This is a genomic window from Prevotella melaninogenica, from assembly GCF_018128065.1.
GTDB lineage: Bacteria > Bacteroidota > Bacteroidia > Bacteroidales > Bacteroidaceae > Prevotella.
Genome location: NZ_CP072359.1, coordinates 1,223,131 through 1,239,109 on the forward strand (window position 1 = coordinate 1,223,131; position 15,979 = coordinate 1,239,109).

Sequence of the window (15,979 nt, forward strand, 5' to 3'; positions counted from 1 at the left end):
AATGATGGAAAGTAAGTTTATGCGTGCTATCTGCACAGTACTATTCTGTTCGTTCTCTTTCTGTTATCTGTTTTTCTATCAGGCAGATGTGATGACAGTGGTACAACATTTGGCTTCAGGAAGACAAACCTTCTATGACCCATTGTTAGGTGCGGTATTGATAACGCTTACTTTAAAGCTGCTCCAAGTGGGCGTTAACTCATTGTCCAAGATACATAAGCGTGGCTTTGGATTGACTTACTTTCCATCTTTTCTCATTCTGACAATTATCTCCGACTTGCAGCCAACAGTCAATAGCGTTACATTTGGCAATTGGCTGTGGGTTGCTCCATTGCTTTTGTTCGTCTATGCTTTTGTAATGGTTGCCGTCAAACGTTTTGAACCTTATGAGCCAAAACAGCGAAGTTTTGGTCCATTTTCACAGATGATTGGGATAAATCTTCTAATTTTTCTTGTATTCTTTATGTTTACCGGACTCTTTAGTAATGGTGACAGATATTTCCATCAGCGAGCAAAGGTTGAGGCTTTGATAGACAAGAAGGATTATGCGGGAGCACTGAATGTTGTACGTGCAATGCCACATACAGATTCTGTAACTACTATGCTCACTATCTATGCAGTTGCTCGTAGAGGTCATTTAGCAGACAGTCTTTTCCATTACCCTTTAGTGGGTGGTTCGCATGCTTTGCGTCCAGGAAAGGTTCATTCGTGGTTACAGCCTGATAGTGTGCTCTATAAGGTGACCCGTAATTCTGCTAACTATCAGCTAACAGGCTTCTTGTTAGATCGTAACCTCCAAGAATTTGCTCGCTATCTTCCACAGTATTATCCTTCAGATACTCTTCGCCCACGTTACTATCGGGAAGCTCTTAAGATACTTTCTCTTAAGAAGCGAGGTTTAAGACTTATAGCACCTTATAGAGAAGGTAGTTATGCTGCTTATTATTATGCAAAGTAGTTGACTTCTTTTTATAAGTTTTTCACTTAGAAATATATTTACAAAATATTTGGTAATATCTGTCTAAAAGTCGAATAATACACTGATATTTTTGATGTTTGTAATTATCAGTGAACCAATATGTTATAAAGTCGTGAAGTAAGAGGTGCTTAGTTGGACTTCAAAAGGGCGTTAGTAAGAGCTCAAAAAGGCATCTTTTGCAAGCCAATAGGGCATCTTTTCGAACCCCAAAGACCGTATGTGGAATTTGAGGTTGTGAAAATATATTACAAAGTTGTAGCTTCTCTGTGAGGGAACATGAACCATAATATGCTATAAGAAGTAATTTTCTAAATCCTTTATTGATGTTTCTGTTACGTTATCAATGTTCTTTATAATCTCACCATTCTCCATCAGTACGATTCTGTCACTAATATCTGTTGTGTGGTGTAGGTTATGACTTGAGATAAGGATAGAAGCTCGATGTTGCGTTTTGTATTCTATTAGAATCTTCTTTAAATGATTTTGACTACTTGGATCAAGGAAGTTGAATGGTTCATCAAGAATGATAAACTTAGGGCAAGAGAGAAGGGTAGCGGTAATTCCAACCTTCTGTTTGTTTCCTGCAGATAGTTCACGAATATATACTTTTCTACCAAGAACCTCATTGCCAAGGAAAGTTCTTAGGCTGTTTAGCCGTTCTTCCATCTCTTGTTTGCTGATGTTATTTACTTTGGAAATGAAGCTAAAGAATTCTCTTGGTGTTAGGAAGTCAATAAGAAAACTCTCATCGAGATAAGCTGCTATATAACTTTTCCAAGATTCCTCAAGGTTAGAAATTGATGTCCTGATTTCCTGAATGTTTTCTTTATCATGATTACTTACTTCATCTGTAATACAGAAGTTCACGACACCATTATCCGCTTTGATAAGATTAAGAATTAAACGGAAAAAAGTAGTTTTACCAGCACCATTATTACCAACGAGACCAATTATCTCATTGGATGGGAAACAAAAATCGGGGATAGACACAGCTGTCTTATCCCCGAATTTCTTTATAAGGTTATTAACGAATATTGCGACCATGACACTTCTTAAATTTCTTACCACTACCACATGGACATGGGTCGTTTGGAAGTGGCATCTTCTCAGCACGGTATGGAGTGTGGTTTACTTCCTGTGCTCCTTCTCGGGTGTCATGCTGTGCTGCAGCAACCTGATTAGGATCATTGAGTTCAACCTTCTCCTCCTTGTATTGTTGGCTATGCTCCTCTGGTGCAGCTTCCTGAATCTCATCAGCAGGTTGCATCTCTGGAATCTGACCACGCATAAGTACACTTGCTGTACGATTGTTCATATCGTCAATCATGTTGTCCCATAACTTCACACTCTCCAATTTGAAGATGAGCAATGGGTCTTTCTGCTCGTATGAAGCATTCTGTACAGAGTGACGGAGGTCGTCTAACTGACGGAGGTTCTCTTTCCAATCATCATCAATGATATGGAGGAGAATAACCTTCTCAAATTGTTTTACAACGGACTTAGCTTCGCTCTCGTAAGCCTCTTTTAGGTCGCAGGGAATGTTGTAGACACGCTTGCCATCGGTAATAGGAACCATAATACGCTCATACATTGCGCCCTGATTCTCATATACCTGCTTGATAATAGGCCATGCAACAGTTTGGATACGCTCTGTCTTGCGGTTGAAAGCCTCCATAGCAGCTTGGAAGCTGCGCTCTGCAAGCTCTGCAGTGTTTCCACCATTGAACTCTTCCTCAGTGAATGGGCATTCCATAGCAAGAACCTTCAAGAATGCTTCTTTACAGCCTTCGTAATCATTGTTTTCAACAATGCTGACGCAACGGTCCCATATAATGTTAGAGATATCCATACCGATACGCTCACCCATCAAAGCGTGACGACGCTTCTCATAGATAACCGTACGCTGTTTGTTCATGACATCATCATATTCTAACAGACGTTTACGAATACCAAAGTTATTTTCTTCAACCTTCTTCTGAGCGCGTTCAATGCTGTTTGAAATCATTGAACTCTCAATACGTTCACCATCTTCAAAGCCCAGTCTATCCATTACTTTGGCAATACGCTCTGAACCGAAGAGTCGCATCAACTTATCTTCAAGTGACACATAGAATACTGATGAACCTGGGTCACCTTGACGACCAGCACGACCACGAAGCTGACGGTCTACACGGCGGCTCTCATGACGCTCTGTACCAATGATAGCCAAACCACCAGCGTCCTTAACTTCCTGAGAAAGTTTGATGTCTGTACCACGACCAGCCATGTTGGTTGCAATTGTCACAGCACCAAGACCATCTACTGAACGACCTGCCTCGGCTACAATCTGAGCCTCTTTCAAGTGCTGCTTAGCATTCAATACCTGATGTGGGATCTTACGCATGTTAAGCATCTTACTCAAAAGCTCACTGATTTCGACAGATGTTGTACCAACAAGACAAGGACGACCTTGGTTTCTCATTGCCTCAACCTCGTCGATAACAGCTGCATACTTCTCACGTGCAGTCTTATAAACGCGGTCTTCCATATCCTTACGGAGAATTGGACGGTTGGTTGGAATCTCAACAACATCGAGTTTATAGATATCCCAGAACTCACCAGCCTCAGTTGAAGCGGTACCAGTCATACCTGCAAGCTTGTGATACATACGGAAGTAGTTCTGTAAGGTAATGGTTGCGAAAGTCTGTGTTGCAGCCTCCACCTTTACGTGTTCCTTAGCTTCAACAGCCTGGTGCAAACCATCGCTCCAACGACGACCTTCCATGATACGTCCTGTCTGCTCGTCAACAATCTTAACTTCTCCGTTCAAGACAACATACTCATCGTCCTTGTTGAACATCGTGTAAGCCTTTAGGAGTTGCTGCAATGTGTGAACACGCTCACTCTGAACTCCATAATGAGCCATCATCGCATCTTTCTTATCGATATATGTCTGCTCATCAATAACTTTATCATCCTTCTGCTTCTCAAGTTCAGAAAGGTCTGTTGTTATATCAGGTAACACGAACAACTGATCATCCTTTACCTGTGCAGCCAACCATGCAGTACCCTTATCAGTAAGGTCACATGAGTTCATCTTCTCATCTGTTACGAAGTAGAGTGGCTCAATAGCCTTTGGCATTTCACGGTTATTATTAGCCATATAATACTCCTCCGTCTTCAGCATACCAGCTTTGATACCTTCTTCGGAAAGGAATTTAATCAGTGCCTTGTTCTTAGGAAGTGCCTTGAATGAACGATAGAGGGCAAGGAAACCTTCCTCTTGTAGCTTCTGGAAAGTCTCTTTGTTGTTAGCATTCTTCTGTGCCTCTGCTAACTTGTGGCGAGCTTCAGAAAGAAGTTCTGTAGCCTGTTTACGCTGAACCTCATAAAGGCTCTGAACCAATGGCTGGAACTCTTCAAACATCTGCACGTCACCCTTTGGTACAGGACCACTAATAATAAGAGGTGTACGAGCATCGTCAATCAACACAGAGTCAACCTCATCGACAATAGCATAGTTATGCTGGCGTTGTACGAGGTCGGCTGGTGATACTGCCATATTGTCGCGCAGATAGTCGAAACCAAACTCGTTGTTAGTACCGAAAGTAATGTCTGCTTGATAAGCTTTACGACGAGAAGGAGAGTTTGGCTGGTGCTTGTCAATACAATCAACAGAAAGACCGTTGAACATATAGAGAGGACCCATCCACTCAGAGTCACGCTTTGCAAGATAATCGTTGACTGTTACGACGTGAACACCATTACCTGTAAGGGCATTGAGGAATACTGGTAGGGTAGCAACAAGGGTCTTACCTTCACCAGTAGCCATCTCGGCAATCTTACCCTGATGAAGAACAACGCCACCGAATATCTGTACATCATAGTGGACCATTTCCCATTTTAGGTCATTGCCACCAGCTGTCCAATGATTGTGGTAAATAGCCTTATCGCCATCAATAGTAATAAAGTCTTTTGAAGGGTCAGCAGCCAACTCACGGTCGAAGTCAGTTGCAGTTACAATCGTTTCCTCATTCTCAGCGAAACGACGTGCTGTATCTTTAACAATGGAGAAAGCTACAGGCATAACCTCATCAAGAGCTTTCTCATAGTTATCAAGAGCCTCTTTCTCAAGCTTATCTATTTGGTTGAAGATTGCTTCACGCTCCTCAATAGGTGTAGCTTCAATCGTTGTACGAAGTTCTGCTATCTTCTCACGCTGTTCCTTTCCTGCATCCTGAACATACTTCTGGATTTCTTTTGTTTTCGCACGCAATTCATCATTGCTAAGTGCTTTAATCTCTGGATATGTAGCCTTTACCTTATCTACGTATGGTTGTATAAGCTTCATATCACGTGTTGACTTATCTCCAAAAATTGCCTTTAATATCTTATTGAAATTCATTTCTTCTTAATTGTTGTTTTAATTTATATTGAGGTTGGTTGACCTCTATTTGCTTTTTTATTCGTATAAGCTTACTCTTAGCTTATTATAAAGAAGAAAATGAATTGGGGGCACGAATCTTTATTCCAGTCCTCAAGGATGGATTAGGGAGGAATAGCTGTAATTCTTGGTTATTATTTGATTTAGAGATTAAATCAATTGGATGTTTTTCGTATAAGTCTGCCACAAAAACTGCTTTGTTTTGTGCAGGCTCAACTTCTTCATCTTCTTTAATTTGTTTAAAGGCTTCAAGGACGGACAATATTTCTTGTTCAACACCTTTAAACGCTTGTTGATGGCAAAGGTCTTCAATATTAACATCACCCAACGCAATCTTTAGCGCAGACTGATAGTTCTGTGCCTCGACTCCTGTTGTCGCAAGAACGACAAGTAAAGTGGTGATGTATTTATTCATTATCTTTTATCTCTTTGAATCACTCACGGGTGTAACCGATTTGTTAATTCGTAAATGTAATATGCAATGTAATAGCAAGAATGATGCCACAATTAGTATTGGCAGTGGTATTTCTTGGATTAAACTTCCGAAAAGTCCTAAAATAATGAGTACTCCCCATATCTTCCACCACATTACTTTCTTCTTTTAATCGTGCTGTAAAGGAAGAACAGTGGTAAAGGATTAAAGAAGAGTAGGATAAAGTTCAGACTAACACAAGGGTGTTGTGAGAAAATCATTATAAAAAAGACAATTCCTAAAAGCCCCGATATCACCATCAAAGCTACATCCCAAGCCCTATAAACCTGCTGTCTACGATAACTAAAGACCATCATTAGAAGACTAACGACGGCAAACAGAATCGCTACTGTAAGTGGAGAGAGAGGGAAGGCTGGACCTACCGTATCCGCCTTAGCTGTCAAGAGTACGTTAGTTTCCTTTACTAAAGGCTTTCCATTGTAGGTTGCTTTAGCAAAATCGCTCCTTAGGTTCTCTGGTAAGAACTGTTGTTCTGCCTTTGTTGTCTTGCAGTCAGCATTCACACCGAGTAGGAGGTCTTCTCCGAATTGTGCCCATTTATCCTTGTTGTTCCATTTATGTATCATAGAACGGAACGTTGCATCTTGGTCTGCAGGAGGATAGACGACTTTCCCATGCAAGTGATTGACGATCATATCACGTGCCCTCGTGGTGCAATTGTCAAAAAAATAGTTGTAACGATAAACTACATTCTCTGGCTTTAAGTTGTTCTGTAGTGCTTCGTATATAACTTCTTTATCTTTAGCTGATAAGCGTAAAACTTGTTCTGTAATGCCTCGTCCCTCATAACTATATTGTGACAGGAATGCATCCATAGGCTGAACTCCCATGCGATAATCTGTCATACCAAGAACAAAACGGGGAATGAAGTAGCTTTGGTCAAACGAAAAGGTACCATAATTAATAGCAAGGTCTTCTCCACTTTCTTTGTCGTAATATCGAATAGCAGTATGTCCGTATTGCGTCCAGACTTCTTTCCCTGGTGAACAAGTTAAAAGGGATATCTGAATGCTATCAGCATTGCTCAAAGCTTGTGCTCCTGCTGTAAGATTAACGACAGACAGGAGGAAAGTCAGTACAATATATAATATTCCCTTTTTCATTTTCTGCGCAAAGGTAGTAAAAAAGCCTGATAGCACAAAGAAAGCTTATTAAAAATCAAAATCCTTTATTGTTTTTCTGCAATATAGATTTTTTTTAATAACTTTGCGCCAATATATTGTTTAGACACAACGTCAGAATAAGAAAAAGAAAGCGAATGAAAAAGATAATTGCAGCAGCATTCCTTGCAGGTCTTGCCGTACAAGCGTCAGCCCAAAGTGGGACCAACTCTCCTTATAGCCAATATGGTTTAGGCGCATTGGCATCTCAGGCAACAAGTTTTAATCGTGGTATGAACGGATTGGCATACGGTTTTCATGAGCGTAATCAGGTGAACTATATGAATCCTGCTTCATACGCTTCGGTTGACTCTCTTTCATTCATATTTGATGCAGGTGTTAGTCTTCAGCTGACTAACTTTGAGGAAAATGGTAATAAGGTTAATGCTAAAAATGCAGATATTGAATATGTTGTTGCATCATTCAGGGCTTTTAAACATGTGGGTGTAAGCTTTGGTGTCTTGCCTTATACAAACGTAGGTTACAACTTTAGTAATACTCAGAATGTCAATGCATTCCCAAGTACCTCTTCAGTAAATGCTACATATTCCAACACATATAATGGAAATGGTGGTTTACATCTTGTTTATTTAGGTGCTGGTTGGGAGCCGTTCAAGGGATTCTCGTTTGGTGCAAACATAGGATATTTGTGGGGTACATTGAATCGTAATTCAACGAATGCATATAGTGATAGTTATGTTAATACGCTGTCAAAGAATTATTCTACACAAGTAAAGAGTTATAAAGTTGATTTTGGTGCGCAATATACTTATGCAATAGACAAGAAGAATGAGATTACTTTAGGGCTTGCTTATTCTCTTGGCCATAAATTAGATGCAGAAGCTGAATGTAACTTGATTTCAACAAATTCACAGACAAGCATATCTGACACTACTCATTATGTTGTTTCAAATGCTCTTGAACTTCCTCACACTATTGGTGTTGGTTTGATGTGGAATCATAATAACCGATTGAAGTTGGGGGTTGATTATCAGATGCAGAAGTGGGCTAACTTAAAATATCCACAGATCAGCACTGTTAATGGTACGACAAGTTTTAATCTTGTTGATGGACAATTCAATGATCGTCATAAGTTGACCTTGGGTGGTGACTACTGCAAGGGCGAACGCTATCGCGGTTTCTTTAGTCGTATGCACTATCGTGCAGGTCTTAGCTATACCAGTCCTTATCTAAAGATAAATGGTGTGGATGGTCCACGCGAACTTTCAGCAAGCCTTGGTGTTGGTATCCCAATCATTAATAGTTATAATAATCGTAGTATGTTGAATGTCAGTGCAGAATGGGTGAACCAAAGTGCTACAGGGTTGATTAAGGAGAATACATTCCGTATCAATGTTGGCTTTACCTTTAATGAGCGCTGGTTTGCTAAGTTTAAGGTTGAATAACATGCGTTCAAGCCTTTATTCTCTGTTCATTGGCTTAGTATTATTCATAGTGAGCTGTGTCATAGCTTCTTGTACGGAGGAGCGTGAGCATACAGCTCCTGCTATTCATGACCGTGACTCTGTTCCGGTGATGACAACATACGGTGTTAATACGCTTATTTCAGACTCTGGAGTAATCAAGTATCGTATTGTTACGGAGCGATGGGAAATCAATGAGAATAAGAGACCTTCACGCTGGACTTTCAATAAAGGAATTCTACTTACTCAATTTGACTTGAAGAAGCACGTAGTGGGTTACATTCAATGTGACTCTGCTGTCTACTTTGATAAGGATCGTCGTTGGGAACTTAGAGGACGTGTTAGAATCCTTACAGCGCAGGGGCTTAACTTTTATAGTAATGAACTCTATTGGGATGAACGTGAACATCAGATGTGGTCATATACTTACTCACATCTAAAGACACCAGATAAAGAACTACAAGGGAACTGGTTCCGTAGCGATGAACAGATGACAAATTACGAGATACGTCAGACAAAAGGGTGGGGCATCTTCTCTAATGAAGAGTTTATGTCGCCTGCCGGTCCTGCCTTTCCACCAATGGATACCACACATGTTGATAGCATGAAAGGACCCATAGTTCTTCAAAAGTAACTTCAACTTTAGCATCTATCAATTGGTGATGCCATTGATGCACTTGGTGTTTACCATCAGTACTATATATGATGAGTATGGATATATTGATAGAAGAAAGGAAGTAAAGTCCGTTGTGGTTGTCACTAATTAAGATATAGATGACTAACTTCAAGGAAGATATTTATAGGACAGTGCTAAATAATTATAGAAATTGGATATAAGTTTAATTATAGGAATCATCATTACAATGGTACTCTCTGCATTCTTTTCAGGAATGGAGATAGCCTTTGTTGCGAGTAATCGTCTCCTTGCAGAGATGGATAAGGAGAAAAATGGTATTGCACAAAAGTGTCTGACCATTTATTATAACAATCCAAATGGCTTTGTATCTACGATGCTTGTTGGTAACAATATAGTTCTTGTTATCTATGGTATCTTCTTTGCGCAATTCTTTGATACAACTTTGTTTGTCTCGTTTGATTCTGCAACACGTGTTGTATTGGATACTTTAGCATCAACGATTGTTATCCTTTTTACTGGTGAGTTCTTACCTAAAACTTTATTTAAGAGTAATCCTAACCGTTTACTTACCTTCTTTGCCCCATTGGCTTATGTCTTTTTCATAATCCTTTGGCCTATCAGTCGCTTTGCAACCTTTTTGGCACGTATTCTTTTGCGTGTAGTTGGTGTAAAGATGGATGAGGAAGAGAATGATGGTACCTTTACAAAGGTTGACCTTGATCATCTTGTACAGAGTACTATAGAGAATGCGGAGAATGAAGATGACATAGAAGACGAGGTGAAGATTTTCCAAAATGCTTTGGAATTTCAAGATACTAAGGTGCGTGATTGTATGGTACCTCGTACTGAAATTAAAGCAGTTGAAGAGAATTCTACATTGGAAGAACTACAACAGATGTTTATAGAGAGCGGTAACTCTAAGATCATTGTTTATGAAAGAGATATCGATCATATCAAAGGTTATATTCATTCTTCAGAGATGTTCCGTTCTCCAAAGAATTGGAAAGATCATGTCCGACAGATGCCATTTGTACCAGAGACTATGGCAGCACATAAACTTATGCAGGTTTTTCTCCTTCAGAAGAAAAGTTTGGGAGTGGTTGTGGATGAGTTTGGCGGTACCAGTGGCATTGTTTCATTGGAAGATATCGTAGAGGAAATCTTCGGTGAAATCGAGGATGAGCATGATAATACAAAGTATATTGCTAAACAGATAAATGACAATGAATACATTCTTTCAGCTCGTTTAGAGATAGACAAGGTGAATGAAATGTTTAACCTTGATTTGCCAGAGGACGATGACTATATGACAGTTGGTGGCTTGTTGTTACATGTTTATGAAAGTTTCCCGAAACTAAACGAAATCGTTACAGTAGGACAATATGAGTTTAAGATAATTAAGAAGACCATGACAAAAATAGAACTCGTACGCCTAAAAGTCAATGGCAGAGAGTAATTTCTGAATGAAAAATTATGATACTTGCCCTTTTTTTTGTATTTTTGTGGGCAATTTGTCATACTGAATAGAATAATTAAAATCAAATAATAAATCTAAAATGGCAGCATTAGGAAAAATCAGAAGCAAAGGAGGCATGCTGGTAGCAGCTATCGGTCTTGCCTTGTTTGCATTCTTAGCTGAAGAGGGTTTCCGCTCTTGTAATGGTATCAAGGGGGAAGCACGTCAGCAGATTGGAGAAATTCTGGGCAAAAAGATTAGTGTTCAGGATTATCAGAAATTGATTGATGAATATCAGTCAGCAATAAAGTTCACTATGCAACGTGATAACCTCACAGAGCAGGAACTTAACCAAGTAAAGGATCAGGTATGGCAGCAGCTCGTAAGCAATCGTGTTATCGAGGCTGATGCTGCAAAAGTTGGTCTTACGGTTACTGAGAATGAATTGCAGAATGTATTAAATGATGGTTCCAACCCAATTTTGGCGCAGACTCCTTTCGTTAATCAGCAGACTGGTCGTTTTGATGTAAACGCTCTTAAGCAGTTCTTTGACAGCTATAACAAGGCAAAAGCTGCTAAGTCTCCACAGCTTGAGCAGATGCAGGCTGTTTATGATTATTGGCTCTTTGTTGAGAAGAATCTTCGCTCACAGTTGCTTGCCCAGAAGTATCAATCACTGCTTGCAAGCTGTGTTCTCTCAAACAAAGCAGAGGCTAAGATGGCCTTTAAGGACAACAACGAAGAGAGCCAAATTCAGTTGGCATCTTTAGCTTACAGTACTGTAAAGGATGCTGATGTTAAGGTTACTGACGGAGACCTTAAGGCAAAGTATGAAGAACTAAAGCCAGCTTTCCGTCAGAATGTTGAGACACGTGATATTAAGTTTGTTGACTTCCAGATTAAGGCAAGCACTGTTGACCGCAATCAGGTTGTTAAGGAGATGAATGAATTCCAGAAGCAGCTTGCTTCTGCTGAGGATCCAGCTGCTGTTGTTAGCAAGAGTGGCTCTGAGATTTCTTATCTCGGTCTCCCTGTAAGCAGCAAAGCTTATCAGCAGTATCCTGATATAGCATCAAAGATTGATTCTCTTTCAGTGGGAACAACAGGTGTAACAGAGAATAAGCAGGACAACACATTGAATATTATCCGTGTACTTTCAAAGGCACAGTTGGCAGACTCTATTCAGTTCCGACAGATTAATATTGCAGCAGCTACTATCGAAGAAGCACGTGCTAAAGCTGATTCAATCCAAAAGGCATTGGCTGGTGGTGCAGACTTCGACGCACTTGCAAAGCGTTATGGTCAGACTGGTGAGAAAGTCTGGTTTACAGGTCAGCAGTATGAAATGGCTCCAAGTATGAGTCAGGATAATCGTACATTTGTGAATGCCTTGCTCAATGGTGAGGTAAATGCAACTCAGAACCTTTCTCTTGCACAGGGTAGCATAATTCTGCAAGTACTTGATAAAAAGAATTTCACAACTAAGACTACTGCTGCTGTTATCAAGAAGGTTATAGATTTCTCTAAGGCAACACGCAGCGATGCTTACAATAAGTTCTCTGAGTTTGTTGCTAAGAGTACTAACGTAGCTGACCTTGAGAAGAACGCTCCTAAGTCAGGCTATCAAGTGCAGTCACTCAACGACATTTCTACAGCAGAGCATTATGTTGCAGGTATTCAAGGTACACGTGATGCACTTAAGTGGCTCTTTGAGGCTAAGCAGGGTGATGTATCACCCCTATACGAGTGCGGTAACAATGATCATCTCTTGGTTATCGCTTTGACAGCTGTTCATCCAAAGGGTTATCGTGCATGGGATGACGCACAGGTGAAGGAGATTCTCAAACGTGAGGTAATAAAGGATAAGAAGGCCGAAAAGCTCATGGCTAAGCTCAAGGGTGTAAACTCTATCGCTGCAGCTCAGGCAAAGGGTGCTAAAGTCACTCCTGTAAACCAAATTACTTTCTCTGCTCCTGCTTTCGTACAGGCAACAGGTTCTGTTGAGCCAGCTCTTTCTGGCGCAGTAGCTGGTACTGCAGCTGGCAAGTTCTCTAAGGCACCTGTGAAAGGTAACGCTGGCGTTTACGTATTCCAAGTTGAAAAGAAAGCTATGCGTGCAGGTTCTAAGTATAATGAGACTTTGACAATGCAGCAGGATGCTCAGATGAATATGCAGTTAGTAGGCAACTTCATGCAGGATCTTATCCTCAAAGCAAACGTTGTTGATAATCGTTACCTTTTCTTCTAAGGGATAATAATACATTGTAATATATAAGACGGATGTACTATCAAAGTACATCCGTTTTTTTACTTAATATTGTTACTAAATTCATAATTATTCTTTGTAGCTTTTTGGTATATGAATAAAAAGTCTCAGTAGGATAAAGGTGGGGAAAAGGTACACAAAAAGGCTAATTATAAAAAGTCCTTCCAAATTTTGGAAGGATAAGTGTTCCCAAATAAGAGAGATATTATTACAGATAATACAAGAATGTTTTTTTTAGTTTGCTGTCACTTTTAACATTTTATGAATATTATTATAATATAACAAGTTAAGTATCTACTATAAGTGATAGGAATGACAGGAAATTAAGTTTATGGCTTGCTCGGTAAAACGAAATCGGCTAATTGATTTAGATACTTTGCTGGTCTTTTCGACCATGCCATCTATTATATAGTTTAGCCTATTACAAAAGATGCTTATTTACTTGTTGTCTGCTTTTCGCGTGCTGTTTTAATTCTATCTTGAATCATCTGATAGTGCGAGATTGCATGCTTACGTGCATTGATAATTTGGAATCTATAGACAAAGCAGGTTGTTACAAAATACACAGCTGCTTGAATCCATAACGCACGCACTTCAGGCAGTATGTCATCAATAGTTGCACCCATTGATGCTATTCGTAGATAGCCACGAACACCAAAGGTTGAAGGAATAAGCCAACTAAACCCTTGCCATCCACCAGGAATATTACTCTGTGGCCATGAAACTCCAGTAAGGAAAAGGAAAGGAATGGATGTAAAGACTACTAAAAGCATTACATTCTCACGATAACGTACAAGACAAGAGATTGTCATACCAAAGAAAATAACCGCTAATAGATATGGCAAGAGAAGGCAAAAGAGATCAGCAGGGCGAGCCAGCATCGTGAAATTGAATAAATGGGGGACAACCATTGTGATATAAGCCGACATCACGCTATAAATCATGAAATAACAAGAGGATTTACCAAGTACAATCTTCATGATACCATTATAGTGTTTACCAATAGGAACAAGGTCTTGGAATCGGTTGTTTTCACGTGCAGTACCTGCCGATAGACCAATACCAAGAAGCAAAGTCTGCTGAAGAATAAGAATCAATACACCTGGTAGGATAGCATTACCATAGCCACCTGTTGTATTAAAGATGGGTTCAGCATCTACGATCATTGGTTCAGTGCTTACTTCTTCATCCCGTTTCGTAAACGATAAATCTTGTTTCTTTTTTATATCAGTCCCCATTTCCATTGATACCGCCAATGCAGTCTGGTAGATTGCCTTATAGGTAAGCATCAGACTCATATCACAATAGACACTTACGTATGCCTTTTCTCCACGATGCAAAGTGCGGTCAAAATCACTTGGAAAATAAAGTACACCATGTACAGCTTGCTTCCCTACCAATGTTTCTGCTTCCTTTAGATTATTACAATAGTAGGCGGCTCGCACATCGGGTGATGCATCGAAATCTTGAATAAACTCACGAGAAGAGGCGGAGTGAGACAAATCTACAATAGCTACAGGCACCTCACGCACCACTTCATTGTTATATATCCATGAATAAAGAAGAGGATAAGCCAAAGGAACAAGAAGGAAGAATATTAAAACTCCTTCGTCCTTAATCGTACTTTTTGTTTCCAACCACCATATATAACAAAGAGAAGAAATAAAACTCAGTGCTCCTGAGCTTGCTTTCTTTTTATTAATCGGTTTTATTGTTTTCTCCGTATCTGACATAATTGCAATTTATTGAGTCTTCGTCTATGAGAGGTTATTTAGAGGTTTAATAGAGGAATAGATTATGAAGGGTCCATTTCCTCTTTAATCTTCTGTAGGTATTTCTCCTATTATAAGATAAGACATAGTCCTTATGGAATATACACATACTCTACCATAGCCCGTTTTATATTTCTAATCACAAGGATTGGAAGTGACGCAAAGATAACCAATGCTAACACATTAACCCAGGCATCAATCAACGGATAACCATTGAAGATACATATTTGATAAATCATATAATAATGGCGCAGTGGGATAGTCTGAGCCAATGCTTCAATCATACCATCCATTGCAAAAAGTGGAAAGGTTGCACCACAAGCTGAGAAGCCTACTACCGCCCAAAGAGAACATACACTCATTGACATTCGCAAGGATGGCATCAGTCCGAAGACGAAAACTCCAAAGCCTTGTGACGACAATACGGTGAGAAGGGCAAGGAAAATAATCGTATGTAGACCACCAGAGTGTGGAAAATTTAGGTGACCATATATATACCATTCATACCCTAAAAAGATGGTTAAAAATATGAGCGTCTGTGGTAACAGTTTACCCGTAAGGGCAATAAGAATATGATTTCCTGCCATTGACATCCATTCTTTAGCTCGTCCAAACTTTAATTCTGTACCAATAGAGTAGGCTGTAATAAGAAACATAAACAGTAATAGAATACCAGGAATCATGACAGTACTCAAATAAACATTATAGTTCATCCAAGGATTGCCTACCATGTGAACATCAAGTACAATAGGTTGAATGATTGTTTTAATCTCATCGGAAGTCTTTCCAAGCATCTGCAACTTAGCTGCACCAACAGCTGCTGAACTAAGTGTCGTAACGGTTTTGAGGTCTTTGAAAAGCATACCGCCTGCAACAAGTGACACATTACTATAATAGAAAGATATCTCAGGTTGACGTTGAGAAATGAGCTTTGCCGTTGTTCCTTCTGGGATATAGAGGAAACCGTATATTTCATTACGCTGTATGGCCTTACGTGCTTCAGCAACATTGGTGTAATGACCTGCTACACGTGTGTTTTGGAAAGCATCTAACTGACGAATCATGGCACGTGTAACTGAAGTGTTATCATAATCAACCACTCCACATGGTAGCTTCTCTGGCTGTCCCTCATTCATCAATGAAGTAAAGAAGAAGATAATGACAAGAGGAAAAACCACCATACAACAGATGTATATAGGGTTATGTATCATCAATCCTACTTCACGTGCAGAAAGATTGATAAGTCTTCTTATGTATATGAGTAATTTCTTCATTATGATTAAAAAGACTCCTCAACTCCTTCTATAAAGGGGTATTACACGAGGAGAACGAGCTTTAAATTCCTTTGATAGATGGTCTTTAAATAATA

General features: G+C 39.7%; 10 protein-coding genes and 1 pseudogene. 5 read left to right on the top strand and 6 right to left on the bottom strand.

What is annotated here, in order from left to right:
- The first annotated feature begins 1 nt into the window (after position 1).
- On the top strand, positions 2 to 958 hold the full coding sequence (locus J5A56_RS04960) for a hypothetical protein (RefSeq protein ID WP_021673105.1): 957 nt from the start codon (positions 2 to 4) through the stop codon (positions 956 to 958).
- A gap of 312 nt (positions 959 to 1,270) precedes the next feature.
- On the opposite strand, the gene J5A56_RS04965 is transcribed toward J5A56_RS04960, so the two are convergent.
- The 4 genes and pseudogenes from J5A56_RS04965 to J5A56_RS04980 all read right to left on the bottom strand — a co-directional run bounded on the left by J5A56_RS04965 (position 1,271) and on the right by J5A56_RS04980 (position 6,998).
- Complete coding sequence (locus J5A56_RS04965) at positions 1,271 to 2,023, bottom strand: ABC transporter ATP-binding protein (protein WP_021673104.1); 753 nt, start codon at positions 2,021 to 2,023, stop codon at positions 1,271 to 1,273.
- A complete protein-coding gene (secA, locus tag J5A56_RS04970; RefSeq protein WP_021673103.1) occupies positions 2,004 to 5,363 on the bottom strand; it encodes a preprotein translocase subunit SecA in 3,360 nt (1,119 codons plus the stop codon). The genes J5A56_RS04965 and secA overlap by 20 nt, the downstream gene beginning before the upstream one ends.
- 85 nt (positions 5,364 to 5,448) lie before the next feature.
- The gene (locus J5A56_RS04975) at positions 5,449 to 5,817 is read right to left on the bottom strand and encodes a hypothetical protein (protein ID WP_021673102.1); all 369 of its coding nucleotides are present in this window, start codon (positions 5,815 to 5,817) and stop codon (positions 5,449 to 5,451) included.
- A 6-nt stretch (positions 5,818 to 5,823) separates the two neighbouring features.
- A pseudogene (locus J5A56_RS04980) lies at positions 5,824 to 6,998 on the bottom strand (DUF4105 domain-containing protein).
- Positions 6,999 to 7,153: 155 nt separating this feature from the next.
- Here J5A56_RS04980 and J5A56_RS04985 point away from each other — a divergent pair.
- The 4 genes from J5A56_RS04985 to J5A56_RS05000 all read left to right on the top strand — a co-directional run bounded on the left by J5A56_RS04985 (position 7,154) and on the right by J5A56_RS05000 (position 12,820).
- Positions 7,154 to 8,461: a hypothetical protein gene (locus tag J5A56_RS04985; protein WP_021673100.1), complete on the top strand. Its 1,308-nt coding sequence runs from the start codon at positions 7,154 to 7,156 to the stop codon at positions 8,459 to 8,461.
- Position 8,462: 1 nt separating this feature from the next.
- On the top strand, positions 8,463 to 9,113 hold the full coding sequence (gene lptC / locus J5A56_RS04990; RefSeq protein ID WP_036920443.1) for an LPS export ABC transporter periplasmic protein LptC: 651 nt from the start codon (positions 8,463 to 8,465) through the stop codon (positions 9,111 to 9,113).
- Between the two features lie 193 nt (positions 9,114 to 9,306).
- On the top strand, positions 9,307 to 10,572 hold the full coding sequence (locus tag J5A56_RS04995; protein WP_036920442.1) for a hemolysin family protein: 1,266 nt from the start codon (positions 9,307 to 9,309) through the stop codon (positions 10,570 to 10,572).
- A 100-nt stretch (positions 10,573 to 10,672) separates the two neighbouring features.
- A complete protein-coding gene (locus J5A56_RS05000) occupies positions 10,673 to 12,820 on the top strand; it encodes a peptidylprolyl isomerase (protein WP_021673097.1) in 2,148 nt (715 codons plus the stop codon).
- Between the two features lie 452 nt (positions 12,821 to 13,272).
- Here the strand turns inward: J5A56_RS05000 and J5A56_RS05005 are convergent, their stop codons facing one another.
- Together J5A56_RS05005 and J5A56_RS05010 are read right to left on the bottom strand one after the other, a co-directional pair.
- Positions 13,273 to 14,571 (bottom strand): ABC transporter permease, encoded by a 1,299-nt coding sequence (locus tag J5A56_RS05005; protein WP_021673096.1) that lies wholly within the window; start codon positions 14,569 to 14,571, stop codon positions 13,273 to 13,275.
- A gap of 131 nt (positions 14,572 to 14,702) precedes the next feature.
- Positions 14,703 to 15,884 carry an ABC transporter permease gene (locus tag J5A56_RS05010; RefSeq protein ID WP_021673095.1) on the bottom strand — a complete coding sequence of 394 codons (1,182 nt, stop codon included), beginning with the start codon at positions 15,882 to 15,884 and terminating at the stop codon, positions 14,703 to 14,705.
- Between the last annotated feature and the right edge of the window lie 95 nt (positions 15,885 to 15,979).

What these genes read in the sequence shown, in the direction of transcription:
- J5A56_RS04960 (WP_021673105.1), top strand. Translation starts at nt 2, where the DNA reads ATGATGGAAAGTAAGTTTATGCGTGCTATCTGCACAGTACTATTCTGT.
- J5A56_RS04965 (WP_021673104.1), bottom strand. Translation starts at nt 2,023, where the DNA reads ATGGTCGCAATATTCGTTAATAACCTTATAAAGAAATTCGGGGATAAG.
- secA (WP_021673103.1), bottom strand. Translation starts at nt 5,363, where the DNA reads ATGAATTTCAATAAGATATTAAAGGCAATTTTTGGAGATAAGTCAACA.
- J5A56_RS04975 (WP_021673102.1), bottom strand. Translation starts at nt 5,817, where the DNA reads ATGAATAAATACATCACCACTTTACTTGTCGTTCTTGCGACAACAGGA.
- J5A56_RS04985 (WP_021673100.1), top strand. Translation starts at nt 7,154, where the DNA reads ATGAAAAAGATAATTGCAGCAGCATTCCTTGCAGGTCTTGCCGTACAA.
- lptC (WP_036920443.1), top strand. Translation starts at nt 8,463, where the DNA reads ATGCGTTCAAGCCTTTATTCTCTGTTCATTGGCTTAGTATTATTCATA.
- J5A56_RS05000 (WP_021673097.1), top strand. Translation starts at nt 10,673, where the DNA reads ATGGCAGCATTAGGAAAAATCAGAAGCAAAGGAGGCATGCTGGTAGCA.
- J5A56_RS05005 (WP_021673096.1), bottom strand. Translation starts at nt 14,571, where the DNA reads ATGTCAGATACGGAGAAAACAATAAAACCGATTAATAAAAAGAAAGCA.
- J5A56_RS05010 (WP_021673095.1), bottom strand. Translation starts at nt 15,884, where the DNA reads ATGAAGAAATTACTCATATACATAAGAAGACTTATCAATCTTTCTGCA.